The sequence below is a fragment of the Novosphingobium sp. BL-A-41-Hi4B-X5A genome, assembly GCF_055521705.1.
In genome coordinates this window covers 133,083-159,275 of the sequence record NZ_CM145500.1, presented here as the reverse complement: position 1 = coordinate 159,275, position 26,193 = coordinate 133,083, and the positions used below count along the sequence as shown (strand labels likewise).

The 26,193-nt window shown below is 63.5% G+C and carries 21 protein-coding genes and 1 tRNA gene; 13 read left to right on the top strand and 9 right to left on the bottom strand.

All coding sequences use genetic code 11. The annotated features are described in order from the left end of the window. Positions 1–118: 118 nt before the first annotated feature. Both ACZ1JY_RS00725 and ACZ1JY_RS00720 read left to right on the top strand, forming a co-directional pair. Entirely contained in the window at positions 119–418 is a 300-nt protein-coding gene (locus ACZ1JY_RS00725) for a hypothetical protein (protein ID WP_039335290.1), read from the top strand. Positions 419–518: 100 nt separating this feature from the next. Continuing rightward, positions 519–1,259: a L,D-transpeptidase gene (locus ACZ1JY_RS00720; protein WP_118074237.1), complete on the top strand. Its 741-nt coding sequence runs from the start codon at positions 519–521 to the stop codon at positions 1,257–1,259. A gap of 266 nt (positions 1,260–1,525) precedes the next feature. Here ACZ1JY_RS00720 and ACZ1JY_RS00715 read toward each other — a convergent pair whose 3' ends face one another. Further along, positions 1,526–4,216: a TonB-dependent receptor gene (locus tag ACZ1JY_RS00715; protein WP_465130030.1), complete on the bottom strand. Its 2,691-nt coding sequence runs from the start codon at positions 4,214–4,216 to the stop codon at positions 1,526–1,528. Positions 4,217–4,561: 345 nt separating this feature from the next. On the opposite strand from ACZ1JY_RS00715, the gene typA reads away from it, so the two are divergent. Further along, positions 4,562–6,388 (top strand): translational GTPase TypA, encoded by a 1,827-nt coding sequence (typA, locus tag ACZ1JY_RS00710; protein WP_465130029.1) that lies wholly within the window; start codon positions 4,562–4,564, stop codon positions 6,386–6,388. A gap of 67 nt (positions 6,389–6,455) precedes the next feature. Here typA and ACZ1JY_RS00705 read toward each other — a convergent pair whose 3' ends face one another. Then, positions 6,456–7,688: a DUF4118 domain-containing protein gene (locus ACZ1JY_RS00705; protein ID WP_465130935.1), complete on the bottom strand. Its 1,233-nt coding sequence runs from the start codon at positions 7,686–7,688 to the stop codon at positions 6,456–6,458. Between ACZ1JY_RS00705 and ACZ1JY_RS00700 the strand changes: the two genes are divergently transcribed. Together ACZ1JY_RS00700 and ACZ1JY_RS00695 are read left to right on the top strand one after the other, a co-directional pair. After that, complete coding sequence (locus ACZ1JY_RS00700) at positions 7,651–7,809, top strand: hypothetical protein (RefSeq protein ID WP_465130948.1); 159 nt, start codon at positions 7,651–7,653, stop codon at positions 7,807–7,809. The two genes, ACZ1JY_RS00705 and ACZ1JY_RS00700, sit on opposite strands and share 38 nt — an antisense overlap. 93 nt (positions 7,810–7,902) lie before the next feature. After that, positions 7,903–9,816 (top strand): potassium transporter Kup, encoded by a 1,914-nt coding sequence (locus ACZ1JY_RS00695; RefSeq protein ID WP_465130028.1) that lies wholly within the window; start codon positions 7,903–7,905, stop codon positions 9,814–9,816. A 646-nt stretch (positions 9,817–10,462) separates the two neighbouring features. Here ACZ1JY_RS00695 and ACZ1JY_RS00690 read toward each other — a convergent pair. Next, complete coding sequence (locus ACZ1JY_RS00690) at positions 10,463–11,356, bottom strand: outer membrane protein (RefSeq protein ID WP_465130027.1); 894 nt, start codon at positions 11,354–11,356, stop codon at positions 10,463–10,465. Positions 11,357–11,587: 231 nt separating this feature from the next. On the opposite strand from ACZ1JY_RS00690, the gene ACZ1JY_RS00685 reads away from it, so the two are divergent. Then, positions 11,588–12,775, top strand: coding sequence for a glycosyltransferase family 4 protein (locus ACZ1JY_RS00685; RefSeq protein ID WP_465130026.1), 1,188 nt, complete (start codon positions 11,588–11,590; stop codon positions 12,773–12,775). 1 nt (position 12,776) lies between these two features. Here ACZ1JY_RS00685 and ACZ1JY_RS00680 read toward each other — a convergent pair whose 3' ends face one another. Beyond that, positions 12,777–13,229: a hypothetical protein gene (locus ACZ1JY_RS00680; RefSeq protein ID WP_168905382.1), complete on the bottom strand. Its 453-nt coding sequence runs from the start codon at positions 13,227–13,229 to the stop codon at positions 12,777–12,779. A gap of 86 nt (positions 13,230–13,315) precedes the next feature. After that, positions 13,316–13,972, bottom strand: a complete 657-nt coding sequence (locus ACZ1JY_RS00675) for a PadR family transcriptional regulator (protein ID WP_118074817.1) — start codon at positions 13,970–13,972, stop codon at positions 13,316–13,318. Positions 13,973–14,072: 100 nt separating this feature from the next. Here ACZ1JY_RS00675 and ACZ1JY_RS00670 point away from each other — a divergent pair, with 100 nt between their 5' ends. The 3 genes from ACZ1JY_RS00670 (at position 14,073) to ACZ1JY_RS00660 (ending at position 16,406) form a co-directional block, all read left to right on the top strand. Beyond that, positions 14,073–15,395: a replication-associated recombination protein A gene (locus ACZ1JY_RS00670; protein ID WP_465130025.1), complete on the top strand. Its 1,323-nt coding sequence runs from the start codon at positions 14,073–14,075 to the stop codon at positions 15,393–15,395. Next, positions 15,392–16,300, top strand: a complete 909-nt coding sequence (locus tag ACZ1JY_RS00665) for a hypothetical protein (RefSeq protein WP_465130024.1) — start codon at positions 15,392–15,394, stop codon at positions 16,298–16,300. The genes ACZ1JY_RS00670 and ACZ1JY_RS00665 overlap by 4 nt, the downstream gene beginning before the upstream one ends. Positions 16,301–16,330: 30 nt before the next feature. Then, a tRNA-Thr gene (locus ACZ1JY_RS00660) sits at positions 16,331–16,406 on the top strand. Between the two features lie 4 nt (positions 16,407–16,410). Here ACZ1JY_RS00660 and ACZ1JY_RS00655 read toward each other — a convergent pair. Further along, positions 16,411–16,659, bottom strand: a complete 249-nt coding sequence (locus tag ACZ1JY_RS00655) for a hypothetical protein (RefSeq protein ID WP_465130023.1) — start codon at positions 16,657–16,659, stop codon at positions 16,411–16,413. A 196-nt stretch (positions 16,660–16,855) separates the two neighbouring features. Here ACZ1JY_RS00655 and hppD point away from each other — a divergent pair, with 196 nt between their 5' ends. From hppD to ACZ1JY_RS00635, 4 genes are all read left to right on the top strand, one after another. Next, a complete protein-coding gene (gene hppD / locus ACZ1JY_RS00650; protein WP_118074246.1) occupies positions 16,856–17,989 on the top strand; it encodes a 4-hydroxyphenylpyruvate dioxygenase in 1,134 nt (377 codons plus the stop codon). Continuing rightward, complete coding sequence (locus tag ACZ1JY_RS00645; protein ID WP_118074247.1) at positions 17,986–18,528, top strand: VOC family protein; 543 nt, start codon at positions 17,986–17,988, stop codon at positions 18,526–18,528. Before hppD ends, ACZ1JY_RS00645 begins: the two co-directional genes overlap by 4 nt. A gap of 86 nt (positions 18,529–18,614) precedes the next feature. Next, complete coding sequence (locus ACZ1JY_RS00640) at positions 18,615–19,136, top strand: (2Fe-2S)-binding protein (RefSeq protein WP_465130022.1); 522 nt, start codon at positions 18,615–18,617, stop codon at positions 19,134–19,136. Continuing rightward, positions 19,133–21,445 (top strand): xanthine dehydrogenase family protein molybdopterin-binding subunit, encoded by a 2,313-nt coding sequence (locus tag ACZ1JY_RS00635; RefSeq protein ID WP_465130021.1) that lies wholly within the window; start codon positions 19,133–19,135, stop codon positions 21,443–21,445. The genes ACZ1JY_RS00640 and ACZ1JY_RS00635 overlap by 4 nt, the downstream gene beginning before the upstream one ends. On the opposite strand, the gene ACZ1JY_RS00630 is transcribed toward ACZ1JY_RS00635, so the two are convergent. From ACZ1JY_RS00630 to ACZ1JY_RS00620, 3 genes are all read right to left on the bottom strand, one after another. After that, positions 21,442–22,773 (bottom strand): family 1 glycosylhydrolase, encoded by a 1,332-nt coding sequence (locus ACZ1JY_RS00630; RefSeq protein WP_465130020.1) that lies wholly within the window; start codon positions 22,771–22,773, stop codon positions 21,442–21,444. The genes ACZ1JY_RS00635 and ACZ1JY_RS00630 overlap by 4 nt on opposite strands. A 1-nt stretch (position 22,774) precedes the next feature. After that, positions 22,775–23,692 carry an alpha/beta hydrolase gene (locus ACZ1JY_RS00625; RefSeq protein ID WP_465130019.1) on the bottom strand — a complete coding sequence of 306 codons (918 nt, stop codon included), beginning with the start codon at positions 23,690–23,692 and terminating at the stop codon, positions 22,775–22,777. A 90-nt stretch (positions 23,693–23,782) separates the two neighbouring features. After that, positions 23,783–26,161 carry a TonB-dependent receptor gene (locus ACZ1JY_RS00620; RefSeq protein ID WP_465130018.1) on the bottom strand — a complete coding sequence of 793 codons (2,379 nt, stop codon included), beginning with the start codon at positions 26,159–26,161 and terminating at the stop codon, positions 23,783–23,785. Positions 26,162–26,193: the final 32 nt, after the last annotated feature.

The following is a 26,193-nucleotide window of genomic DNA, read 5'->3' as shown; positions in this document are numbered from 1 at the left end:
TCGGCAACTCGCCCCCGCCAGCAAACGCTCCGCCGATTCACCCATATCTGTTTGGCCCATCTGCGCGTTGCCGCTGCGGTTCGCCAAAAAACCAACAGGTTTCATCAAGGAGCATTACATGACGCCGTCCCTCAAGATCATTCCCGCCGTCGCAATTCTCGCCGGATCGCTGGGCCTCGGTGGTTGCGCCACCAAGGGCTACGTCAACGAGCAGATCGCAACGGTAAACCAGCGCATCGACGGCGTGGAAAGCCGCCTCCAGGCAACTGACGGCGTTGCCCAGGCCGCCCGCAGCGAGGCCCAGGCCGCCAACGCGCAGGCTCAGACCAACACCCAGCGCCTCGACCAGCTTACTGGCCGCGTCGACAGCATGGACCAGCGCATGATGCAGGCCCAGCAGAAGCGTCCGCGCAACTAATCAGCGCTTGTTGCGTTAAAATGCCGGACAGGCCTCCTGTGGTCGGACGACCAAGGGAAACCTGTCCGGTTTTTCGTTTCTGGTGCGAGTGACGTTTGAAATGATGAAGGCTCTTGCGGCGATTGCCGGTGTGGCGCTGGCGCTCCCCTCCCCGATGACCGCGCCTGCCCAAGCGGCAACAGCGACCGCTTCGCAAGCCAAGGCGCAGAAGCGCAAGAGTGCCAAATCCGTCCAGAAGCCGGTCGAAATGCCCGACCTGACAATCCCCACGCAGCGCGTGACGTCGTGGGTGAACGAAACCGGCGACAACAACGGCCTGCCCTATCTCGTGATCGACAAGCCCAGCGCCACGATTTTCGCGTTCGATGCCAGTGGCAAGCCGGTCGGCTTCGGCCCCGTGCTCATCGGCCGTGCCTTGGGGGACGACGCCACGCCCGGCATCGGCAACAAGAGCCTCGCCGAAATCGGCCCGGCCGAAAAGACGACGCCGGCAGGTCGCTTCCTCGCCCGCTTCGGCAAGGCGGCAGGAAACACCCGCGTGCTGTGGGTCGATTACGCAACCTCCGTCGCCATCCACACGATCCCCAGCGGCAATCCCAAGGAAAACCGCACCAGGCGCATGCTTTCGCCCGACATTGACGACAACCGCATCACGTTCGGCTGCATCAATGTCCCCAAGGCGCTCTACAACGGCAAGATCGCCCCGATGTTCGGCAAGAAGGGCGGTTATGTCTACATCCTGCCCGATACCAAGCCGCTGGAAGACGCCTTCCCGCCGCTCCACGCCCGGCCTTTCAATGCCGCAGCCGCACCCTCCTCGGAAGCGATGCCGAGCCGCTGAACGGCGACAAGCGAGTTCCCGTCTCGAAACTCGCGCCACCCACAAGCCGAGTAGATCCCGGCCTTCGCCGGGATTACGAGACATGAGTGATCGAGTCTCCCCCGATCAGCCTCCAAACCCCTGTCACCCCGGCGAAGGCCGGGGTCCATGACCTTTCCGCCACCCACGCCCTCAACGCGCACAACCCGACGCTGCCGACGCGGGACGCTCCGCCCGAACGAAAAAGGGGAGCCGAAGCTCCCCTTCCCCCTTCAAAGGCCTCCGCCTCAGAACCGGTAGCGTGCCGCCACGCCATAGGTGCGCGGCTGGCTGGTATAGCCGGAGATCGATCCCGGCTGGGCCGGCGTATCGAAGATCTGCAGCAGATAGCGGTTGTCGGTCAGGTTGCGTCCCCACGCCGTCAGCTCGAAGCCGCTGGGCATGGCCCAGGTGATCGAGGCATTGGCTTCGTTCACCTCACGGCGCAACGGACGTGCTGCGGCAATCGCAATGCTCGTGCCGCCATCAAGGAAGCCGGGCAGCCCCTCGGCAATCTGCACCGGCGATTCATAATGGAAATCGCCGCGCAGGATCAGGTGATGGCCGCTGTCGAATTCATGGTCATAGCTTGCCGCGAATGTCGATGAGATCGCAGGGATGCCTGCCGGTCGCGTCTTCGAAAGGTCGCCCACCGCCGAAAGCACGAAGCTGTCGTACTTCGGATCGAGGTAGGTCATCGCCACGTTGAACTGCCAGCCCTTGGCCGGCTTGACCGTGCCTTCGAACTCGATACCGCGAACAGACTGCTTGCCGGCATTGGCCAGGACGAAGCCCGAACCCGTGAACGTGTTCGACTGGAAGCCATTGATCCGCTGGTCGAAGGCAGCAAGGTTTGCCGTGACCAGCCCCCAGTCCGCCTTAAGCCCGATTTCATAGACGGTGGAGCTTTCCGGCCCGGCGAACCGGCTGCCATAGGTCTGGTTGGCCACCGTCAGCCCCCGCGCGATCAGGGCATCGCGATCGCTCAGCAGCGGACGGCTGTCGCGCGAGAGGTTGATCGAACTTGCCTTGAAGCCGGTCGCATAGCTCGCATAGACATTGATGTCGTCGGTCAGGTCAAAGGCAACGCGCACGATATACGTGAACTTGTCGTCGCGGGTCCGGCCCGGTTCCACAGCGTTCGGCACGGCCAGGAAGGGCGGCAGATACTGCAGATCCTGCAGCGCCAGCAGCGGATTGCCCACGGTCAGCGGATTGGCGTCGGCCGCCGCTGCTTCGGTCGAAAGGCTCCGGTTCAGCGCCGCAAAGCCCGAGGCCTGCGCCTGAAGGTTGGCAAACACCGCCGGATTGGCCTGCGCAAAAGCCGCGATGGCCAGCGGGTCCGTCGTGCCCAGCGCGGTCGAAATGAAGCCGCGGCTCAAGGCCGTGCCACCAATCTGCACCAGATCAAGGTTGGCGAACACGTCGGACGATGTTGCCGACGCGGCAAAGTCCTTCTTGTCCTTGGTGTAGTTGATGCCGCCCGTCACGGTCACCCGGTCACCGATCTTGAAGTCTGCCTGGCCGAAGACCGAAAAAGCCTCGTTCCGCAGGCGATAGCGTTCGTCGAGCTTTTGCCCTGCCACGAAGAACCGGCCGGTGTAGTTGGTGCCGGTCAGCCCGCTGATCGTCGCCTCGATGCTCGACAGCGACTGGGTGTTCTGCGTCAGTCCCCGGATCAGCACGTCGGCATAGCCGCGCGCGTCCTCACCCCAGCCAAGCTGGTTGGATTGGCGGATATTCTCGTTGAAATAGTATCCGCCAACAAGGAAATTGAGCGGGCCATCCATGTTGGTGGCCGCGCGCAGTTCCTGCGTAAAGGTCTTGATGCCCTGATCCTGCGCGTTGAACCCGATCAGGTCCGCGCTGGTAAAGTCGGAATCCTGGTTGGTGAATGCGTCCAGCCGCCGGTAGGCCGTGATCGAGGTGAAGGTCAGCGGACCGAAGTCGTAATCGACCTGGCCCGATGCGCCCCAGTTCTCGATATCGTTGACCGAATCGATATTCGAATAGACCCGGTTGGCATAGATCTCGTTCGGACCGTTCACGCGCCCGCCCAGTGCGCGGATCGCCTGCGTCGAAGCGCTGGGCTGCAAGTTCACGACCCCGCAGCAGTTTTCGTCGATCTTCGAATAGTCGCCGATCAGGCGCACCCGCGCCTGGGCATTGGGCTCCCACAGCGCCTGTCCGCGCACGAACCAGCGGTTGCGCTCGTTGGTGTCGTTGCCGGTGCCGAGGTCCTTGTTGTACCCGTCGCGCTTGTTGATGCCGCCGGCAAGGCTCACCGCCAGCCCGTCCGTCACCGGACCGGTGACCACGCCCTTGAGCACCACCGCATCGTAATTGCCGTAGCTCGCCTCGACATTGCCGCCGAACTCGAACTTCGGCGCTGCCGTCACGATCGAGATCACGCCGACGCTGGCGTTCTTGCCGAACAGAGTCGATTGCGGCCCGCGCAGCACTTCGATGCGCTGCACGTCCGGGAAGTCGCCGATCTGCGCAGCCGAACGCGAACGATAGACGCCGTCGATGAACACGCCCACCGAAGGTTCGATGCCGGCGTTGTTGGCGCCGTTGCCAAAGCCGCGGATGATGAAGTTGGTGTTCGCGCTCGATTGCAGCTGGGTGACGCGCAGCGACGGCACCACGCTCGTCAGGTCCTTGAGATCGCGGATCTGCGCCTGCTCAAGCGTCTTCGCGCTCGTCACCGAAACGGCGATGGGCACGTCCTGCAGGGTCTGCTCGCGCTTCGTGGCGGTGACGATGATCTCGTTGCCCTCTGCCACCTGATCGGGCGCGGGCGGTGCCGGCTGCGCCTCTTCCTCGGTCGTCGCGGCAGCATCCTGCGCGTGCGCCGTGGCAGAGAAGGCAAGAGCAAGACCGCAGGCTCCGGCAAGGAGCGCGGCCTGGCCGGCACGACCGGCAATTACGGATTTCATCTGCAAAACTGTTCCTCTGTTCACCCGCCTGGCTTTGCCGGGCAGTGGCCATTTGTCAGGCCGGAAGGTCATCCTAGTTCCCAACCGACCTTCTAGGGCGCGGAAAACATGCGAACAATTCCAGTTCGATGAAATCCTTCGCATAGTTCATGCATTTTGATGCGCTGTTGCATGATAGTCACACCTGCAACCGATTGCCCGCTTCTCCACACCAAGCTTGCCGCAACGCACTGCTTTATAGAAGCGTGCTTGCCGCAACGCACAATTCCGAGTAAGCGCGCGCCGAAACCGGAGCGAGCGCTGCTTGTGCCGACTCCAGCCGATTCCAACCGAAAGCCAGTTTTCATGTCCGCCCAGCAGCGCAATATCGCGATCATCGCCCACGTCGACCACGGCAAGACCACGCTCGTCGACCAGCTCTTCCGCCAGTCCGGCACCTTCCGTGACAATCAGCGCGTCGAAGAGCGCGCGATGGATTCCAACGATCTCGAAAAGGAACGCGGGATCACCATCCTTGCCAAGCCGACCTCGATCGAATGGAACGGCGTGCGCATCAACATCGTTGACACCCCGGGCCACGCCGACTTCGGGGGCGAGGTCGAGCGCATCCTCTCGATGGTCGACGGCGTGATCCTGCTGGTCGACAGCTCGGAAGGCGCGATGCCGCAGACCAAGTTCGTCACCGGCAAGGCGCTGGCCCTGGGCCTTCGCCCGATCGTCGTCGTCAACAAGGTCGATCGTCCTGACGAGCGCATCCAGGAAGTGCTCGACGAAGTGTTCGACCTCTTCGTCACGCTCGATGCCAACGACGAACAGCTCGAATTCCCGGTGCTCTACGCCTCGGGCCGCAACGGCTATGCCAGCACCGATCCCGATCGCCGCGAAGGCACGCTGGAGCCGATGTTCCAGCTCATCGTCGATCACGTGCCGCCGCCGAACCTCGATGAGGACGCGCCGTTCACCTTCCTCGCCACGCTGCTCGATCGTGACAACTTCCTCGGCCGCGTCCTCACCGGCCGCGTCCAGTCGGGCGTGATCCGCGTCAACGATCCGATCCGTGCGCTCGACATGGACGGCAAGGTCATCGAAACCGGCCGTGCGTCGAAGATCATGACCTTCCGCGGCCTCGATCGCGTTCCGGTTGACGAAGCAAAGGCGGGGGACATCATCTCCCTCGCCGGCCTCACCGTCGCCACCGTGTCGAACACCATCGCCGCGCCGGAAGTGACCGTGCCGATCAAGGCCCAGCCGATCGATCCGCCGACCCTGTCGATGCGCTTCGCCGTGAACGATTCGCCCATGGCCGGCCGCGAAGGCAGCAAGGTCACCAGCCGCATGATCCGCGACCGGCTTGAGCGCGAGGCGGAATCCAACGTCGCCATCCGCATCACTGAATCGGCCGACAAGGACAGCTTCGAAGTCGCCGGGCGCGGCGAACTCCAGCTCGGCGTGCTGATCGAGACGATGCGCCGCGAAGGCTTCGAACTCGGCATCAGCCGCCCGCGCGTGCTGTTCCAGAAGGACGAGGACGGCAACCTGCTCGAACCGTACGAAACCGTCATGATCGACGTGGACGACGAGCACTCGGGCACCGTGGTCGACAAGATGGCCATCCGCAAGGCAGAGCTGACCGACATGCGCCCCTCGGGCGGCGGCAAGACCCGCATCACCTTCTCGGCCCCCTCGCGCGGGTTGATCGGCTACCACGGCGAATTCCTTTCGGACACCCGCGGCACCGGCATCATGAACCGCCTGTTCGAGAAGTACGGTCCGCACAAGGGCAAGATCGAAGGCCGCAAGAACGGCGTGCTGATCTCCAACGGCAACGGCGAAGCCGTGGCCTATGCCCTCGGGCCGCTTGAAGAGCGCGGCATCCTCTTCGTCGGCGTCGGCACCCCGCTCTACGAAGGCATGATCATCGGCGAGAACGCCAAGCCGGAAGACCTCGAGGTCAACCCGATGAAGTCGAAGCAGCTGACGAACTTCCGTTCGAGCGGCAAGGACGACGCCATCCGCCTGACCCCGCCCAAGATCATGACCCTGGAACAGGCCATCGCCTACATCGACGACGACGAAATGGTCGAAGTCACCCCCAAGTCGATCCGCATCCGCAAGGCCATCCTTGACCCGAACGAACGCAAGAAGGCCAGCCGCAAGAAGGAAGCGGCGTAAGCAAAACGAAAGGGCGGCTCGAGTGAGCCGCCCTTTTTGCTGGAGGGCCCGCGATCGGCGAACCAGCTCAACTAATGGCCAGGCGATACCCCACGCCAGGGACGTTAAGAACGAGCTGCGGACTTGCCGGATCAGTTTCAATCTTCCGGCGCAGCCCCATGATTGCGACCCGCAGATAATCGACGTGTTCTTGCTGCGCTGGTCCCCATACCGCGTTCAGAAGCTGGCCGTGGGTCAACGTCCTTCCACCACTCTTGGTCAATTCTGCCAGAACCGCAAACTCCTTGGGCGTAAGACGCACATTCTCGCCCTGCCGCAGAACCGACCTGTGATGCAGATCGATCACGATTTCTCCGACCGTAATGTTCAGGTCTCCGTCGGTGCCCTGCAGGTCGACGAGATTGTCGATATGACGCTCGATCCCCGCAACTTCCCCTTCCAATAGCGAGGCCGGCTCCCTCGATAGATTGCCCTCGCGACGCAAGGCACGCAAGGTGGTCTGAACTGCCCTGATGCGTGGCTTGATGTCGTCGCCGATTGACCCCAGCAACGCTGACCGCAACTTGTCGCGAGCGCGCATTCCTGCCGCTTCCCTCGCTTCGCCTTCCAGTCTCGTGCGCTCAAGCGCCAATGCCATCTGGTTCAGCAGGCTCTCGAACAAGACTTGCCGCTCTTGTGGTATTGGCGGCACTCCATCTTCTCTGGCCAGGCCAACCGCCGCCAGCACTGCACTGTCCGATGCGATGGGATGAAACTGCCAATCCGCCTGTGCGGCGCGCTTCTCACCCCGCCCCGAACTCTCGCCGAACTGGAGGGCATAGGCGGCAGCGGCAAGATCATCAGGATTTGGCGATGCATCAGCCGGTATGCTCGCCAGAATCCGCACTGGCTCAGCATCGACAGCAACCGCCACCTGGCAACCGAACAGCGCCGCCAGTTGCGCCGCACTGACCTCGGCAACTTCGCCGACATCGCGGGTGGACAGCAGGCGTCGGGCAAAGCCGGCAATGGCGGCATTGCGACCGGCATGTTCCGCGGCCAGCCGGGACTGCCTGCGGACCGACGCGGCCAGCTGGCTGCACACGGCCGCCACGATGAACAGCACGACCATGGTCACCGCATCTGCGGGACTGTGGATGACCAGCGTGTGATAGGGCGAGGTGAAGAAATAGTTGAACGCAAGCGCCGAGGCGAACGAGATCAGCAAGCCGCTACGAAGCCCTGCGTAAATCGCGGCATAAAGCACGGGCGGCAGGTACAGCATGACCACCGGGGCATTGCCCCAGCGGCTGGCCGTCAATACTCCGATGGCCGTGGAAATGCCCGCAAGCAGCAAAGCCGCTGATGTGTGGGTGATCGATGCCTTTGCCGATCGTACCCGGTCAAGCGGCAGAAGAGTGTCGGTGAACATGGCGGATTGACTGCCGGAACGTGCGATCCACGTCGACAGGATATGGCATCCACAAGCGAATTCCACATGGAATCTTTATGCTGCAAATCACCACAATAAAGCCATGCTACATTCCGAATCCGCTCCGCCATCAGGCGGCGCTTCGCCCGGCCCAACCCCGCAGAAAGAAAGTCTGGCCGTCCTCATGGTCGGGGCCGTCGGTGTCGTCTTTGGCGATATCGGCACCTCGCCACTCTATGCCATGAAGGAATCCTTCATCGGGCCTCATCCCCTCAAGGTTGATGCCCTGCATATCTTCGGCGTCCTCAGCCTGATTTTCTGGACGCTGATGATAGTCGTCACTATCAAGTACGTTCTGGTTGCCATGCGTGCCGACAATCGCGGCGAAGGTGGCTCCTTCGCATTGCTGGCATTGATCTCCGGTCACCTCGACAGCCGGCAGAAGAGCTGGCTTGTCGTACTGGGCGTTCTGGCCACAGCGCTCTTTTATGGCGACGCCATGCTCACACCGGCAATGTCCGTGCTCTCGGCTGTTGAAGGTCTGACCATCATCGAAGCACGTGCCGAACCTCTGGTCCTCCCTCTATCGGTCTTGATCCTGGTCGGTCTGTTCCTGATCCAATCGCGCGGCACGGCCCGTGTCGGCGCCTTCTTCGGTCCGGTGGTCATTGCCTACTTTGTCGTTCTTGCCGTGCTTGGCATCGCCAATATCGCCAACAATCCGTCCATTCTCGGCATCGTCGACCCGCGCTGGGCGGCGGCATTCTTCACTCACGATTCCCGTCTCGCCTTTCTTGCCATGGGCTCGGTTTTCCTGGCGGTCACCGGGGCCGAAACGCTCTATGCAGACATGGGACATTTCGGCCGCAAGGCCATCGGGCTCAGCTGGATCGCGCTCGTTTTCCCGGCTCTACTCCTGAACTACATGGGCCAGGGCGCCTTGCTGTTGTCGAATCCAGCCGCCGTGGAAAATCCCTTTTTCCTGATGGCGCCCGAATGGGCCAGGCTCCCCCTGATCATTCTGGCCACCTTCGCAACCATCATCGCCAGCCAGGCCGTGATCTCGGGCGCCTTCTCCGTCACACATCAAGCAATTCAGCTCGGCTTCCTGCCGCGTCTCAAGATCCTGCACACCAGCGAGAAAGCCGCCGGGCAGATCTACATGCCTGCCGTCAACTGGGGCCTGCTGGCCATGGTCCTCGTTCTCGTCATCGGCTTTGGGCAGTCCACCCGCTTGGCCTCGGCATACGGCATATCGGTGGTCGGGACGATGCTGATCACCACCGCCATGCTGGGTTTCCTGCTGTTCAAGGTCTGGCACTGGAACAAGCTGGCGGCGGCCGCGACCATTGCGTTCTTTGCCACCATCGACACCGCATTCTTCATGTCGAACATTGCCAAGATCGCCGATGGCGGCTGGGTGCCGCTGGTCATAGCATCCACAATCTTCATCGTGCTCACCACCTGGGCGAAGGGCCGGGCGATCCTGCGCCGTCATCTCGAAGACGAGGCCATGGGCCTCGACGACTTCATCCGCTCGACCGCGTCCAGCGTGCACCGGGTAAAAGGAACATCCGTGTTCTTGTCCGCCTCGAAAGATGGCGTTCCCGCTGCTCTGCTGCACAATCTCAAGCACAACCAGATCCTGCACGAGAATGTGGTGCTGCTTACCGTGGAGGTTGCCGACGTTCCTCGCCTCGAACCGCACGAACGACTGGAGCGCCACGATTGGGGTGACGGCTTTTACAGGGTCGTGGCACGATACGGCTTTACCGAGGAAATCGATCTTCCCAATGATCTTTCCCCACTCGCCCGGCAAGGAATTACCCTTGATCCCATGCGCACCAGCTGGTTCCTCGGCCGACAGAAACTCATAGCGGCCCGGGAAGTCGCCGGCATGGCACTCTGGCGGGAACAGCTGTTTGCCTGGATGCTCAAAGCCTCGGAATCGGCGATGGACTACTACCGGCTTCCTGCAAACCGCGTGGTCGAACTGGGCAGCCAGATCAGGATCTGATCGGAGGCAGGGTCCGCCAAGGCTGAGGGCGGACCCTGCCAGGCTTCTGGAGTTACCGGTTTGATCGGAGTGGCGGTGTCTGTTTGACAAACCGCCAAAACTTCCTGCCCCCGCGTGAACAGCCGGAAAGCGTTATTGACGCATGTGTCAGATTTAGCCGCACCGACGCCCATTCCATGAGAACAGACAAAGCACAAAATGACTTTCCTACAGGCCCTCAGCTGACATAGCCTTCAAGCCATGTCGCACCTCACCCCCACTCGCACAGCAGCACCAAGCGCTGCGCTGCTCGTCAGCACGCCCCCGCAGGAAAAGCGCCAATTTCCTCCCCTCCCGCAGGCGGGAGGGGTCGGGGGTGGGCAAGCGCCAAACGCCAGGAATCGCCTCGCCAACAGCCGCCCGAACCCGCCCACCGCAAATCGCAAAACCCGATCAATTGCGCCGATCCGATCGAACACGATAGCTCTCCTGAACTGTGTAAACCGCGTAAACCCCTCGGCGAATTCGGGGTCTTCGCAGGGCACAAAAAAGCTGCGGCGAGGGATGTCGCCGCAGCTTCTCCGGGTTCACCTTCCGCGCTTCACTTGACCGGCCTTGCGGGTCTGCAAGCTCCGGATCGTTCACGCGGCAGGGTTAGGCCATATGGTCAGAAACGCAGGCCGACAGTGGCGCGCAGGGCATGCGTGTCGAACACCTTGTCGGTCACGCGCAGGTTCGTGCCGCCGCCGTTCAGCAGGAACGGATTGGTGGCAGGCGCGGTGCCCTGGCCCACTTCGACTTCGTACTTGTCGTCCTGGTAGCGGCTGTAAAGGTACTCGAGGCCCAGCGAGAGGTTGTTCGACAGCATGATTTCGGTGCCGCCACCTGCCTGCCAGCCCCAGACCATCTTGCCGTCGTCACGCTCGGTGAACGAATTGGCGGTGTTGGTGGTGGAGAAGTCATGGTTGATCTTGGCGTAGCTGCCACCACCGGTGACGTAGAACAGCGCGCCGCCGCCCGGAGTGTAGCCAAGACGCGCGCGGGCCGAGATCGCGTAGTCGAGCTGGCGGTCGATGCGATAGGACGCCGGCGTGGTGCTGAACGCGGTCGAACGATAGATCGATTCGTTGCGCGAACCTTCGAGCAGGCCACCGAACACCATGTTGCCCGACCGCGCGTCGAAGCCAACGCGAACGCCGTATTCCGCACCCTGCTTGTCGGCAACGCAACCCGCCCCGCGCGTCGATCCGGTGGCACCGCAGTTGGCAAAGCCCGGCGAGAAGGCATTGGCACCGGCCGTCGTCTGGACAGTGTCGCCATAGTTGCCATCGCGGTTGGTATCGAACTCGAACTGGCCGCGATTGTTGCCGAGCAGGCTGATGCCGCCAAAGCCCTGGATGTACACGCCGTCAAAGTGGCTGTCGCGATCGAAGCCATCTGCCGTGGTGGCGGTGGACGTGGTCGTGGCGGTGTCGTCCATGCTGTCCTGCGCCATGGCCGGAGCGGCGACGAGCGCCAGCGTCGCGGCCAGCGGCCACGTGAGAATGTTCTTCGAAATCATTGATCTTCCCTCTGGATTGCCTGAGACCTGTCGTGCAGCCCAAACCCCGGTGCCTATGAAAGGTTTCCGCAAAACCGCTCCGGATCGGACCGGAGCGACACCCGAGGTACATCAGCGGCGGAGTAACCTGCCGCGCGGCCCACGGCCGTGCTCTGTTCAGATCGCGCAAAAGTCGCGCAAATCCGTCGCCGTCACTCGCCATTCAGCTTCTGCCGGGCTATGGCGCAGCCGATGAGCGAGGCAAACTCCCCCTTCCCGACCGATCTTTCAAACCTGCGCGTCGCGTTGTTCAGCGGCAACTACAATTACGTCCGCGATGGCGCGAACCAGGCGCTGAACCGCCTCGTCGGCTATCTCCTGCGCCAAGGCGCGGATGTGCGCATCTATGCGCCCAAGGTCGAAGAGCCTGCCTTCGAGGCGACGGGCACGCTGATCGGCGTGCCCTCGTTCGCAATTCCCGGCCGCCCCGAATATCGCTTCCCGCTGGCCCTGTCTCCGCGCATCCGTCGCGATCTGGCCGAGTTTGCGCCCCATGTCGTGCACGTGTCCTCGCCCGATGTCGTCGCGCACCGCGCGGTCTCTTGGGCGCGACACCGCAGGCTGCCCATCCTCGCCTCGGTCCACACCCGGTTCGAGACCTATTTCCGCTACTACAACATGGCCTGGGCCGAACCCGTGGTCGAAGCCCTGATGCGCCGCTTCTACCGCCGCTGCGATGCCCTGGTCGCGCCATCGGAATCGATGGCGCAAGTGCTGCGCGACCAGCGCATGAACTACGACATCGACATCTGGTCACGCGGGGTCGATCGCGAGATCTTCCACCCCGGCGCTCGCAGTCTCGAATGGCGGCGCGAGCTCGGCATCGGCGATGACGAAGTGGTGATCGGCTTCCTTGGCCGCCTGGTCATGGAGAAAGGTCTCGACGTCTTTTCAGACTCGGTCGACCAACTGGTGCGCAAGGGCGTCAAGCATCGCGTGCTCGTGGTCGGCGAAGGCCCGGCGCACGAATGGTTTGCCGCCCGGCTGCCGGATGCTGTCTTCGCAGGGTTCCAGGGCGGGCACGATCTTGGCCGCGCCGTGGCGAGCATGGACGTGCTGTTCAATCCTTCGGTCACCGAAACGTTCGGCAATGTCACGCTTGAAGCGATGGCCTGCCGCGTGCCGGTGGTTGCCGCAGCGGCGACCGGAAGCCAGAGTCTCGTCGACGACAACGTATCGGGCCGACTGATCACGCCCGGAGCGGTGCGCCAGTTTGCCGAGGCGCTACGCTGCTATGTGGAAGATGCCGGGCTTCGCGCGCGCCATGGCATGGCAGGCGAGGAACGCAGCCTCGATTTCTCCTGGGACCGGATCAACCAGGCGGTCGCCGATACCTACCTCAGGTTGGTGCGCCAGAAGGCCAAGGCAAGCCGGCGCTGATTTAGCGCAGGACGCCCGCTGCCTTCATCCGGCTCGCATACCACAGGAAGAAAACGAGCGAGCCCCAGATCAGGAAGTTCATCGCCATCATGGCGCCCGAGTTCATGGATGCGGGCATCGTGCTGTCGAGAAAGTGCGAAAGCTGGCTTACGGCAAGGCCAACCAGCGAAACCGCAAACGCCGTCACCGCGTGGCGCGAACGCAACAGCAGCAGGAGCGAACCCGCCAGCGAGCCCCAGACGCCAAGCGCCCAGAACGCGCTGAGCCAGGCGGGCATGGCCAGCATGTAGGCGACCTCGGCTTGAGTCATGCCGACAGAGTTCATGTAGCCGAGCGGGTCGAGCTTGCTCATCGCGTAATCGACGCAACCAAAGCTGTTCCACAACAGACTGATCACGCCGACAGCCCAGAGATGGCCCGGAGTCTTCACGGGATCGTCTTGCAGGTTATCCATGGGTCCTCTCCCCCTGTTACCCGGGGAGAGGATATCATGGCCCAATGCATCCTCAAAGCGGCGCGAAAGCGCGGATTCATGGAGCATCAGAGGCGTTCGATCCTGCGTGCGGCCTCGTCGAGGATATCGGCGATGGCATGGGCAGTCTCGGTATCGAAGCCCTGCGCCATGACGCGATTGCGCACGGCTGCGTGAAGATTGCCCATGGCACGGCGCACCGGCGGACTGTCCGCACGGTCGCGCTGTTCGCCCAGCGCCTTGAGGCGACCCAGGATCGCGTCGAGTTCGGCGTCCTTGCCATGGAGCTCGGCACGGCCTGCGTCGGTCACGGCGAAGGCCTTGCGTGGCCCCTCTCCGGCTTCCTCGGCGATCAGGCCCTCGTCGACCAGAAGGTTTAGCGTGGGGTAGACCACGCCCGGACTGGGCGCATATTCGCCGCCTGCAAGCTCACCGATCGCGCGGATCAGATCATAGCCATGGCGCGGCTGCTCGGCGACGAGGTGAAGCAGCAGCAGGCGCAGTTCGCCACCGGCAAACATCCGTCCGCCCCGGCGACCACCACCACCGCGACCACCCCGGCCGCCCCCGAACGGACTGCCCCCGAACGGGCCATCTTCGCCAAAGGCACCGCCCTTCCCGAACGGACCGCCAAAGCGTCCGCCCATCATGGCCATCATCTTGATGGCGTGCCGGCCATGGCCATGGCCGCGACCATTGCCGTGCCGACCTCTTTCGATTCTCATGTGTTCATATCCTTTCATGATGCGTCTAAGATATATCTTAATGCGACGTTGGCAAGTGGGCAGGTGCAATTTTTCTCAGCCCGTCCTATCTCGGTGACCAATGGCTGATCTCTTCGCCCCGCCTCCGCAGGACCGCCCCCCGCCCGAAGCCAGCGCCGAAGCGCCGCTGGCGGATCGGCTGCGCCCGCGCGACCTGACCGAGGTGATCGGGCAGGATCATCTGACCGGCGAGGAAGGCGCGATCGGGCGGATGGTTGCGGCGGGCAAACTGACCTCGATGATCCTGTGGGGTCCGCCCGGCACCGGCAAGACCAGCATCGCGCGGCTGCTCGCCGAGGCCGTGGGCATGCGCTATGTTGCGATCAGCGCAGTGTTTTCAGGCGTGGCCGATCTCAAGAAAGCCTTTGCCGAAGCGGAAGCCATGGCGCTGGCCGGCCGACGCACCTTGCTGTTCGTTGACGAGATCCACCGCTTCAACCGTGCGCAGCAGGACGGTTTCCTGCCGTTTGTGGAGAACGGCACAGTCACGCTGGTCGGCGCGACCACCGAGAACCCCAGTTTTGCGCTGAACGCCGCACTGCTCAGCCGTGCACAGGTGCTGATCCTGCATCGCCTCGATGCCGCCGCGCTGGGCACGCTGCTCGACCGCGCTGAAGACATCACAGGCTTGCGCCTTCCCCTCACCCCGCCTGCCCGCGAAGCACTGGTGGCTTCTGCCGATGGCGACGGGCGCTTCCTGCTCAACCAGGCGGAAATGCTGTTTGACGTGTCTCTGCCCGCACCACTTGATCCCGAGGGGCTGGGCAAGTTCCTGATGCGGCGCGTGGCGGTCTACGACAAGGACCGCGAGGGGCACTACAACCTCATTTCCGCCCTGCACAAGGCGGTGCGCGGCTCAGACCCGCAGGCAGCGCTCTATTACATGGCACGCATGCTGGTGGCAGGCGAAGAGCCGCTTTACGTGCTGCGACGGCTGGTGCGCATGGCGGTCGAAGACATCGGCATGGCCGATCCGCAGGCACTGGTGCAGTGCCTTGCCGCCAAGGATGCCTATGAGTTCCTCGGCAGCCCCGAGGGCGAACTGGCCATAGTGCAGGCCCTGCTCTACATCGCCACCGCGCCCAAATCGAACGCCGCCTACATGGCGCACAAGGCTGCGTGGAAATCCGCGCGCGATACCGGATCGCTGATGCCACCAGCGAACATTCTCAACGCGCCGACCAAGCTGATGAAGGACATCGGCTATGGCAAGGGCTACCAATACGACCACGATGCCGAGGACGGCTTTTCCGGCGACAACTACTGGCCTGAAGGCATGGCACCGCAGACCTACTATGCCCCGGTCGAACGCGGGTTCGAACGTGAAGTGGCCAAACGCCTCGATTGGTGGGAACGCAAGCGCCGCGAGCGCCAGGGCGAATGACGCCTGATCGCTTTGGCGACCGTTTCGGTGACCGTTTCGGGAGGCGCTTCGGCCATTTCGTCGCCATCGACTGGTCAGGGGCGGCAGGCGAGCGGCACAAGGGCATTGCCGTGGCGCTGGCCACGCGCGGGACGGCGACGCCGCGCATCGTCCGGCCGGGCCATCGCTGGTCACGCTGCGAAGTCCTTGCCTACCTGCGCGATGAGCTGCCGGACGATACGCTGGTCGGCATGGACCTCGGCATCGCCCTGCCCTTTGCAGACCGGGGCGCATTCTTTCCCGGCTGGCCGGACAGTCCCGGCAGCGCGCGCGAGCTTTGGGCGCTGATCGACGCGATATGCGCCGATGAACCGCATCTTGGCGTCTCGGCGCTGGTCGACCATCCTGATCTTTCCGCCTACTTCCGTCGCCATGGCGGCCGCGAAGGCGGGCAATTCGGCGGGGGTCAGGGCCGCTTCCGGGTGACCGAGGCAGCGCAACGGCGCATGGGCTGCAAACCCTATTCGAACTTCAATCTGGTCGGCGCAGCGCAGGTCGGCAAGTCAAGCCTGTCGGGGATGCGCCTCCTGCACCGGCTGGCAGACCGGGCCAGCGTCTGGCCAGTGGACGGCCTGCCCGCCAAGGGACCGGTGATCTGCGAGATCTATACCACCATTGCCGCCATGGCCGCGGGGAGAACTGCGTCGCGTTCGAAGATGCGATCGGCGGGCGAACTGGACGAGGCCCTGGCGGTCATCGGCTGCGCGCCATCCGGGCTTGCCGGCGCGCTTGATGATCACACCTGCGACGCCATCCTGACCGCTGCGTGGCTGCGCGAGGCCGCCCACGATCCCGGCCTCTGGCGCCCGCGCGAACTTTCCGACGAAATTGCCCTCACCGAGGGCTGGACGTTCGGTGCGGTCTGAGGCAAGGGAGCGCAATGCGCATCGCGCAGGGCCGGCTTAGCTCAGTTGGTAGAGCACCTGATTTGTAATCAGGGGGCCACGGGTTCGAATCCTGTAGCCGGCACCATTTTTCAGCGGTCGTTGTGTGCGAACCGGCCGAGCAGGCGCTCGAGCCGTTGCAGCTCCTCGTTGCGCAGGGTCGCGATTTCCTGGAAAATCTCCGCGAGTTCCGGCGAGTCCAGCGCCGTTGCAAGATCCGAAAGCATCACGTTGTCGTCACTGTTGACGGCAAAAGCCTGCCGCAGATGTGCGGCAATTTCATCGAGCCGTTGATCGCTCAAATTGGGCGAGGCGCTACCAGGCATGGTTCCTGATACCATAAACGCCCGAAATTGCGAATATTTCCACGCACGCAGCAGACCTCAGCAATGCCACGTCCTGACGTGAGGACGGCGCGTGGTCGAAGAAGCTGATCGGCAGCAACAAGATTCATGGCGACAACGCTCCGCAAATCTGGTATAAATTGAAACTACTTTTACAGCCCTGCGCTGCTTGCAGTTTCGATCGGAGAGTTCCTTGAGCCAGCACCAACCCACGAAAGACCTGTTCGAAAACCCGCTTGGCCTCGACGGCTTCGAATTCATCGAGTTTTCCGCACCCGAGGCCGGCACGCTCGAACCGGTATTCCAGCGGATGGGCTTTACCCGCATCGCCAACCATCGCTCAAAGGCGGTGCAACTGTGGCGGCAGGGTGGCATCAACCTGATTGCGAACTACGAGCCGCGCAGTCCCGCGGCCTACTTTGCGGCCGAACACGGACCTTCGGCCTGTGGCATGGGCTGGCGCGTGCGCAACGCGGCCAAGGCCTATGCCACGGCGATCGAACGTGGCGCGGAACCCGTCGAAGTGCGCACCGGGCCGATGGAACTGCGCCTGCCGGCCATTCGTGGCATCGGCGGTTCGATCATCTACCTGATTGACCGCTACGAGGGCGGCGCGTTCGGCGACCTGTCGATCTACGACATTGACTTCGAATACCTGCCGGGGGTGGACCGTCATCCCGTTGGCGCCGGTTTCCACACGATCGATCACCTCACCCACAACGTCTATGGCGGGCGCATGGCGCACTGGGCGGCGTTCTACGAGCGCGTGTTCGGCTTCCGCGAGATCCGCTATTTCGACATCAAGGGCGAATATACCGGCCTCACCAGTCGCGCCATGACGGCGCCCGACGGGAAGATCCGCATTCCGCTCAACGAAGAAGGCGCCAAAGGAACCAATGGGGCCGGCGGCGGGCAGATCGAGGAATTCCTGCGCGCCTACAACGGCGAGGGCATCCAGCACATCGCCTTTGCCAGTGATGACCTTCTCGGCGGTTGGGACAAGCTGAAGGCCATCGGCACGCCGTTCATGTCGCCTCCGCCGGACACCTACTACGAGATGCTGGATGAGCGCCTGCCTGGCCACGGCGAGCCGGTAAACGAGTTGCAGCGCCGTGGCATCCTGCTCGATGGCTCGACCGAAAAGGGCGATCCGCGTCTGCTGTTGCAGATCTTTTCGGAAACCCAGATCGGCCCGGTGTTCTTCGAGTTCATTCAGCGCAAGAAGGACGAGGGCTTTGGCGAAGGCAACTTCACCGCGCTCTTCAAGTCGATGGAGCGCGATCAGATGCGCCGGGGCGTCCTGCAGGTCGAGGAGACGGCGGAATGATCCCGCAGATCAAGCGCATCCACCATGTCGCCTATCGCTGCCGCGACGCAAAGGAAACGGTCGACTGGTACGAGCGCGTGATGGGCATGCGCTACACCACCGCCTTTGCCGAGGACAAGGTGCCCTCCACCGGCGAAGACGATCCCTACATGCATGTCTTCCTCGACTGCGGGGGCGGCAACGTGCTGGCCTTTTTCGAGCTGCCGAACCAGCCCGAGATGGGCAAGGACCCGAACACCCCGGCATGGGTCCAGCATATCGCCTTCGAGGTGGAGGACGAGGCCGCCCTGCAGGCCGCCAAGGCCCATCTCGAAGCCGAAGGCGTGGACGTGCTCGGGCCGACCTACCACGGCATCTTCCGCTCGATCTACTTCTTCGATCCCAACGGCCACCGGCTCGAACTGGCCTGCAACATCGGCACGGCAGAGCAGTATGCGGAACTGGCCGACCTTGCGCCGGTCATGCTGGAGGAATGGAGCAGGACCCGACGCGCACCCCGCCACGCCGAATGGCTGCACAAGGACCCGGCTACGGCCTGAATAAAGGAACAGGGCCGCGCCCTCCCTTGCTGTTCAAAGGCGGAATTTGCCGATAGAACAGTCCATTCACGGTGGGGGAGTTTGGTGTGACCAGGATCGTCGTCAACGGGCAGCAGCGCGAGGTGAAGGCCTCGCCGGACACGCCGCTGCTCTATGTGCTGCGCAACGAGCTTGGCGTGATGGGCGTCAAGTTCGGCTGCGGCCTCGCGCAATGCGGGGCTTGCTCGGTCCTGCTCGGCGGCGAGGAAGTGCGCGCCTGCGTGACGCCGGTTGCGGCGGTAGAGGGCAAGCCGGTCACCACGGTTGACGGGCTGCCGGCGCGCTGGGCCGAGAAGAAGGGCCTTGCGCCCGACCCGCAGAGACTGCACCCGGTCCAGCAGGCCTGGGTGGACGAACAGGTGCCGCAATGCGGGATCTGCCAGTTCGGCATGATGATCAAGGTCACGGAACTGCTCGAGGCGAACCCCAAGCCGACCGACGCGGATATCCGCGAAGCGCTGACCAACTCCGGCCCCTCGCCACACTTGTGCCGCTGCGGCAGTTATGCGGCGATCCTCGAAGGCGCGCACCGCGCGGCCAAGCTGATGGCCGAAGGAGGCGCGGCATGAGCGCAGCCCTCGACATCAACGGCGCAAGGCTGTCCCGCCGCGCGTTCATCGGCACCGGCGGGGCGCTTGCCGTCGCGGTAAGCCTGCCGGTCAAGGCATCGGCCACCGCCGCGCCCGCATCGCTCGATGCCAGTGCACCCGCCAACTGGATCGAACTGATGGCCGACGGCACGGTCACGATCCGCACCGGCAAATGCGATTTCGGCCAGAGCAGCGTTAACACGGCCTATCGTCAGATCGTCGCCGAGGAACTCTGCGTCCCGCTCTCGGCGATGACGACCGTGATCACCGGCGATACCGACCGCACGCCCGACGGTGGCGGCACGTTCTGGCTGCTCGGCTATGTCCAGAACCTGCGCAAGGTTGCCGCCTACATGCGCGAGGCCGCGCTGGAACTCGCAGCGGGCAAGCTTGGGGTCGATCGCAAGGCCTTGAGTGTCAAGGACGGCGTCATCTCTGGCGGCGGCAAGGCGATCAGCTATGCCGATCTGGTCAAGGGCCAGGACCTCAAGCTGACGATCCCGGTCGAGGGCGAATTGACCAGCCCGATGGGCCTTACGGTCAAGGGCGAGCCGCCGCTGAAGCCCGTGTCGGAATACACCATCATCGGCAAGCCTTCAGCCAATCCGATGACCCGCCCCAAGGTTTCGGGCGAAGCGGTCTGGGTCGGCGACGTCAAGCTGCCGGGAATGCTCCACGCCCGCACCATCCACCCCGCGACGCTCGGCTCGAAGTTGGTCAAGGCCGGGAAGCTTGATGGCGCGCAGTATCCAGGCGCGCGACTGGTGACGATCGGCAACCTGCTCGCCGTCGTCTCGCCCGACGAGTGGGAGGCGGTGCAAGCCGCACAGGCCGTCGCAGCGGAAACGAAGTGGAGCGACTGGCAGGGCCTGCCCGGCCACGAAGGGCTGGCAGACCATCTGCGCACGAAGGCTGACTGGACAACATTCCCGTCACGCGATGGCGCGGCCAACAAGGGCGAGCCGGAAAAGGTGTCTGCCGTGCGCCAGCACAAGGCATCGTATTTCCTGCCCTATCACAAGCACGCCCCGATCAGCCCGATGGTGACGCTGGCCGATTACCGCCCGGACGGATCGGTCACGCTGCACACCCTCAGCCAGAACCCGCAGCACTTGCGCCACATGATCGCCAAGATGCTGGGCGTGGGCGAGGACAAGGTGGTGGTGCGCACCTATCCCGGATCGGGCCACTATGGCCGCTCCAATGGCGGCAGCGCAGGGAGCGAGGACGAAGCCGTGCTTCTTTCGCGTGAACTGGGCCGGCCGGTGCGCGTGCAGTGGATGCGCGCGGACGAGATGCAGTGGACCACGCAATCCTCCTGCGCGCTGGCCGATATCGCAATCAAGCTCGACAAGGATGGGCGGATCGCGGGGTACGCAGCCGAACACCGCGTGCCGCCGATGCAGGATGACCGCCTTGTCGGTGCGATCCTTGCAGGACTGCCGGTGATCGATTCCCCTGCCCCCGTCACCAAGGACATTTTCCAGAACGGCGTCAACGAGATGCAGGATATCTGGGTCTACGGCAACGTCCCCGCCGTGCGCGAGAAGGCGAGGAGCACCTGGCAGATCGGCGAGAAGGAATCGCCGATCGCCGTGGGCTTGCGCGACCATTCGATGCGCACGCCGATCCAGTTCCAGCAGAATTTCCCGCGCGAAGTGGCGATGAGCGAGGCAGCCATGCTTGCCGGCAAGGATGCGCTGCAATTCCGGCTCGACCACGTTACCGACCCGCGCTTCAAGGCGATCATCGAGAAGCTTCGGACCGAAGCCGATTGGGACAGCCGTCCCTCCCCTGCGCCAGGCGCCCGGGCCAACGGCAAGGGCGTGGTCAAGGGCCGTGGCATGTCGATCATGCTGCGCGACAACGGCTACTGGGCCTGCGCCGCGCACGTTGCGGTCACACCCGAAACCGGCGAGGTCAGGGTCGAACGGATGACCATGGTTGCCGACGTCGGCATCGTCATCAATCCGCTGCAGTTGCGCCGCCAGATCCAGGCGGGATGCCTGATGGGCGTCAGCCAGGCACTGCACGAAGAAGTCAGCTTCGATCACGGCGCGATCACCGCGGCCGACTGGGCGAGCTACCCGATCCTGACCATGGCCGAAGCGCCCGAGATCAAGGTTGTGTTCGAAACCAACCTTGCTGCGGGCAACTATGGCCAAGGCTCGGAAAGCGCCAACGCGCTGGCAAGCCCCGCCATCGCTGCCGCGGTGCTGGACGCGACCGGCAAGCCGGTTCGGCGCCTGCCGCTGCGACCAGAGTACGTCAAGGCGGCGTTGGCCTAGAGCGAGTTCCGTCGCGCGATCGAGCCCAGCACTTCGGCGCTGGGCTTGGCCGTGCGCTGGAAGGTCTCGCGGTTCAATGAATGCAGCCCGAAGCGGTAGCGATAGCCGAAACCCCACTCGAAGTTATCGATCAGTGACCAGTGGATATATCCCCGCACCGGCACACCATCGTCCATCGCGCGCTTCAGCTCTGTGAGCGCGTTAGGGATCAGCCACTGGCGCAGGGTGTCGTCGTCAGAGTTGACGCCATGCTCGGTGACGGAGACTGGCAGCTTCGTCACCTCGTGGGCATAGCGTACCGCCCCTGCGAGCGATCCCGGCCATACTTCGGTCCCACCGGTGTTCCGTCGCGCATTGGCAGGCGCGGGCACCTCGCCCTTGTCGCTCCACATCTTGCGCTCGTAATTCTGGACGCCGATGAAATCGCAGGTATCTCGCGCCAAGCGCAGCCATTCATTGTAGTAGCGCTCGCGGATCTGATCGCGCATCGAATTCTTGCCGACGGCCTGATCATCAAGCATCGCAAGGCTCACGCCGACCGGAAGGTCAGGCCGAACCGCCTTGATCGCAGCGAGGCCCCGGCGATGGCCTTCCATCATGTTGGCGCGGTAGGTCTTCGGGTCCTTGATGTAGAGCGAGACGCCCGGCGTATAGAGCGGCACGCCAAGCTGCTTCGCGGCGGCTTCCTGCGTCGCCTTGTCACCCGCCAGCAACTGCGGCGGCAGGATCTCTCCGATCACGCCAGCAAGGTTGGGTTCGTTGAGCGTGGTCGCAAGCTCGATGCCGGCAGCCAGGTGCCGCGCGGCGCGATCGCAGAAGCGGGCGAACAAAGCTGGCGATTCCGGACTGTGCCATCCGCCCTTGGCCGCGAACCAGCGCGGCGTGGTGAAGTGGTTGAAGGTAACGACCGGCTTTAGGCCACGCGCCCGACATCCTTCGATCATCGCCTTGTAGTGATCGAGCATGGCGTTGGAGAAATGACCCTCGTCCGGCTCGATCCGCGCCCATTCAAGGCTGAAGCGATAGGAATTCAGGCCCATCCCCTTCACCAGATCGAGATCGACCGGCCACAGCTCGAAACTGTTTGCCGCATCGCCCGAGCGCTCGGCAAAGATCGTGCCGGGGACGTTTTCAATCACCCACAAGTCCGCGTTGAGATTGTTGCCTTCGATCTGGTGTGCGGCCGTGGCGGCGCCCCACAGGAAGCCGTCGGGGAACTTCGGGTCCACTGGCCTGATCTTCGCAGCCCGTGCCAGCGCGTTGCTGCCGGCCAGAGCGGAAGCTCCCAGAGCCACGGCCGAGGCCATCACGCTGCGACGATTGATCATCTTACTTCTTCTCCGTTGCCAGCAGGCCTTGCGTGCGCATCCACCGGTACATCAGGTCAAGCCAGCCTTCCTCGGGCGAGCCGGCAGGTCCAGCCCCGAAGCCATGGCCACCTGAGGAAAACAGGTGGAACTCTATCGACTTGCCCGCCGCACGATAGCTGTCCAGCAGCGGCAGTCCCTTCTCGCGCGCCAGCAGGAAGTCGTCGGCGGCAATCGCCACGAACATCGGCGGCGCATCGGCAGGCACGGTCATGGCAGCCATGTTGGGATAGATCGGCGCGGCGAAGTCCGGGCGGTCGGCGCCGCCCTTCTCCACCACGCTGCGGGTGAGGAAACCACCAGCGGAAAAGCCCATGAACCCGACCCTCTTCGGATCGATCCCGAACTGCGCGGCGTTCGCGCGCACATGTCGCAGCGCAGCTATGCCGTCGGCCAGAGCCTCCGCAGGCGTTTCGGCAGGTGGCGCGAAAGCGGCCTTCTGCCCGGAAATCATCTTGTCGAGTTCCGCCACAAAGACCTTCTGGTCGGGCGGCGTCGACAAGGTGCGGTATTTGAGAACGAAGGCCGTCACGCCATGATTGGCGAACCAGCGCGCGACTTCCCAGCCTTCCTTGTCCATCTCGAGGCCGAGGAACGCACCACCGGGAGCGATGATGACGGATGCCGGGGATGGCTTGCCCACGGGCTGGAACACGGTCAGCGTCGGGCGTGTGACGTTGCGCACGGCATAGCGGCCGTTGTCGCTGGGATGCCAGACCTCGCGATCCGCCTTTTCGGCAGTCTGCAGTGTGATGGTGTTGGGTTGCGTGGGCGCAGCAACCGTTTCGGTTGAGATGCCTGTCTGCGCGTGGACCGACGAAGCCCCTGTGAGCACGAGACTGAGGCAAAGCATCGAGCGCCGAACTGTGCGAACGGTCATCAGGTCCATCCTTATCCGGAACTGCTCCGGTCTCGGCCGGATGCAGCAGAAAGTGGGGCCGCCACCCTGCAGTAGCGACCCCTTATCACATCAGAAGTTGATGCCCGCACGAACGCCGATAGTGCGGACCGATTCAAAGCTGAAACGCTGGTTCAGCGTCAGCACCGGCGGAGCAACGCCAACCGGGTTGGCATCGCCACCGTCCGAACCGATCGAGATCGGACGGATCTCGTTCGTGCAGTTCTTGCAGAACAGGCTGATGGTCCAGTTGTCCGCCTTCACGCCGGCACGCAGGTCGATCGTATCCCAGGTTGGGATGGTGAACGGTGCGCCGATGCCGGCCGACTGCGGCGAGCGGTGGTAGTAGCCAACGCCGAACTGTGCTTCGAGGCCTTCCGAAATGGGCGCGGCGTATTCAGCGCCGAGCGTTGCAGTGAACTTCGAGGACAGCGGCAGCTGGTACCCCTTGGCGTTGAACGTGCCAACGAAGCCAGGCAGCGACGAGTTGATGTCGGCCTTGCAACCGCCGGTCGTCTGCGTCGGGTAGCACTGCGCGCCCGGATAATCGTCGAACGTCGCATCGGCATAGGACGCCGAACCCGACAGGGTCAGGCCTTCGAACGGCCGTGCCTGGAACGAGAAGTCGATGCCCTTGGTCGTTGCCGTAGCCGCGTTGCCGAGCACGAAGGTGCGCAGCGCCTGCACGAACGCCTGAACCTGCAGGTCATAGAACTTCGTGTAGAAGCCCGAGAGGCTGAAGGTCAGCGCGCCGTCGAGAGCCTTGCCCTTGATGCCGAGTTCGCCGCCGCGCGAAATTTCCGGACGAACCGCGAGGTCTGCGTTTGGAGCAGGTGCGGTATTCGAGAAGCCCGGTCCCTTGAAGCCTTCGCCGTAGAAGCCGTAGACCATCAGGTCAGGCGTCGCCTGCCAATCGAAGCCCAGCTTGTAGCTGAGATCGGTGGCGTCGGTGCTCTGGTCGGACACGTTCTTCTTCACGCCGAGCGTGACGAAGTAGTTGCCGAAATTCTCCCGCAGGTTGATCTGCGCCTTTTCGTAGGTCAGGCGCGCGCCTGCAGTCAGCTTGAACGTGTCGGTCAGCTGGTAGCCGAGCTGGCCGAACGCAGCGTAGCTGTCGTTCTGCAGGCGGTACTGGAAGTCCTGACCGAGGAACGAGCGGTTGTTCACGCCACACGCGGGCGGCGGTCCCGCCGTGACGGTTGCGCCGATGCAGAACGGGAAGCCGACGGCCACGAAATCGGGAACGCCGTTGTTGCCGCCGCGGAAGCCCGAGTTGTTGCCCACGGAGCGGTAGTAATAAAGCCCGAACTGACCCGACAGGGCATTGCCGCTCGGCAGGGCAAGGCGCAGTTCCTGCGAGTACTGGTCGTACTTCTGGTTGGCACCGTTGAAGCTGAAGAAGTTGAACGGCGTCTGGTCGGAATCGAACTGGAAGTCGACCTTGGCCTGCTTCCACGCGGTGATGCTGCTCAGCTCCATGCCGTTACCAAGCTGCAGGCTGATGTTGGCCTGGAGACCGCCGGTATCGCTGTCACGGAAGTTTGGCGCTTCTGCAGCGAAGTTCAGGTTCTCCGTACCTGCCACAAGGCCACGTGCCGGGTACTGGCTGCCGGGGCCGAATTGGCGGAAGGTGATGTCATAGCGGCCAGTGATGCCGCGCTGGCGGTTGTAATCGCCGATGACATAAACCGAAAGGTTGTCGGTCGGTTCGAACAGCAGCTTTGCACGCAGGCCGAGGTTCTCGAGACCGAGGTCGTTGCGAACGCTCGGGTTGACCTTGCCGACAGTGATCGGATCCTGATCGCTGTAGATGGCGTTGAGACGCAGCGCAGCTTTGTCGCCAAGCGGAGCGTTGACGGTCGAGCGGATCTGGTAGCCGGTGCCGTCGTCGCCCGGGCGCGCACGCTGCACGAGTTCGCCATCGGCGCTGAAGGAAAACTCGCCCAGCTTGGGCTTGTTGGTGGTGATGTTGACCAGACCGGCCGAAGCATTCTTGCCGAACAGCAGGCCCTGCGGCCCGTTCAGCACTTCGACGCGAGCAACGTCGTAGAACGCATTGGCGGCATATTCACGGTTGCCGAGCACCACATCGTCGATCACCTGCGACACGCTGGCTTCGACGGTATTCGAGAACGTGGCCGTGCCGACGCCGCGGACCGAGAAGGTGTTGTCCTGCGCAACCTGCAGGCTCGGCGCAAGCTTGGTCACGGCAGTGAGATCGTTGGCGCCGCGCTGGATCAGCTGCTCTGCTCCGACCACGGTCACGCTGACCGGAACCTTCAGCACATTCTCGCTGCGGCGCTGTGCGGTGACAATGATCTCGCCTGGCGCCGAGGCCTCATCGGCCGCCTGTTCGTCGGCCGCCTGCGCAAAGGCCGGTACGGACGAGAACAGCGCAATGGCTGCAACCGATGCCGACTGGATCAGCCGGGTCTTCCTGTGAATGTTCATGAGCTTATCCTCCCACTCATTTAACCAACGCG

Bases quoted from the DNA above. Each gene is read 5' to 3' on its own strand.
- ACZ1JY_RS00620 (WP_465130018.1), bottom strand. From the start codon at position 26,161: ATGAACATTCACAGGAAGACCCGGCTGATCCAGTCGGCATCGGTTGCA.
- ACZ1JY_RS00715 (WP_465130030.1), bottom strand. From the start codon at position 4,216: ATGAAATCCGTAATTGCCGGTCGTGCCGGCCAGGCCGCGCTCCTTGCC.
- ACZ1JY_RS00655 (WP_465130023.1), bottom strand. From the start codon at position 16,659: ATGGTATCAGGAACCATGCCTGGTAGCGCCTCGCCCAATTTGAGCGAT.
- ACZ1JY_RS00720 (WP_118074237.1), top strand. From the start codon at position 519: ATGATGAAGGCTCTTGCGGCGATTGCCGGTGTGGCGCTGGCGCTCCCC.
- ACZ1JY_RS00680 (WP_168905382.1), bottom strand. From the start codon at position 13,229: ATGGATAACCTGCAAGACGATCCCGTGAAGACTCCGGGCCATCTCTGG.
- ACZ1JY_RS00635 (WP_465130021.1), top strand. From the start codon at position 19,133: ATGAGCGCAGCCCTCGACATCAACGGCGCAAGGCTGTCCCGCCGCGCG.
- ACZ1JY_RS00645 (WP_118074247.1), top strand. From the start codon at position 17,986: ATGATCCCGCAGATCAAGCGCATCCACCATGTCGCCTATCGCTGCCGC.
- ACZ1JY_RS00685 (WP_465130026.1), top strand. From the start codon at position 11,588: ATGAGCGAGGCAAACTCCCCCTTCCCGACCGATCTTTCAAACCTGCGC.
- ACZ1JY_RS00670 (WP_465130025.1), top strand. From the start codon at position 14,073: ATGGCTGATCTCTTCGCCCCGCCTCCGCAGGACCGCCCCCCGCCCGAA.
- ACZ1JY_RS00725 (WP_039335290.1), top strand. From the start codon at position 119: ATGACGCCGTCCCTCAAGATCATTCCCGCCGTCGCAATTCTCGCCGGA.
- typA (WP_465130029.1), top strand. From the start codon at position 4,562: ATGTCCGCCCAGCAGCGCAATATCGCGATCATCGCCCACGTCGACCAC.
- ACZ1JY_RS00675 (WP_118074817.1), bottom strand. From the start codon at position 13,972: ATGAGAATCGAAAGAGGTCGGCACGGCAATGGTCGCGGCCATGGCCAT.
- ACZ1JY_RS00630 (WP_465130020.1), bottom strand. From the start codon at position 22,773: ATGATCAATCGTCGCAGCGTGATGGCCTCGGCCGTGGCTCTGGGAGCT.
- ACZ1JY_RS00625 (WP_465130019.1), bottom strand. From the start codon at position 23,692: ATGACCGTTCGCACAGTTCGGCGCTCGATGCTTTGCCTCAGTCTCGTG.
- ACZ1JY_RS00695 (WP_465130028.1), top strand. From the start codon at position 7,903: ATGCTACATTCCGAATCCGCTCCGCCATCAGGCGGCGCTTCGCCCGGC.
- ACZ1JY_RS00690 (WP_465130027.1), bottom strand. From the start codon at position 11,356: ATGATTTCGAAGAACATTCTCACGTGGCCGCTGGCCGCGACGCTGGCG.
- ACZ1JY_RS00700 (WP_465130948.1), top strand. From the start codon at position 7,651: ATGACCACCGGGGCATTGCCCCAGCGGCTGGCCGTCAATACTCCGATG.
- ACZ1JY_RS00665 (WP_465130024.1), top strand. From the start codon at position 15,392: ATGACGCCTGATCGCTTTGGCGACCGTTTCGGTGACCGTTTCGGGAGG.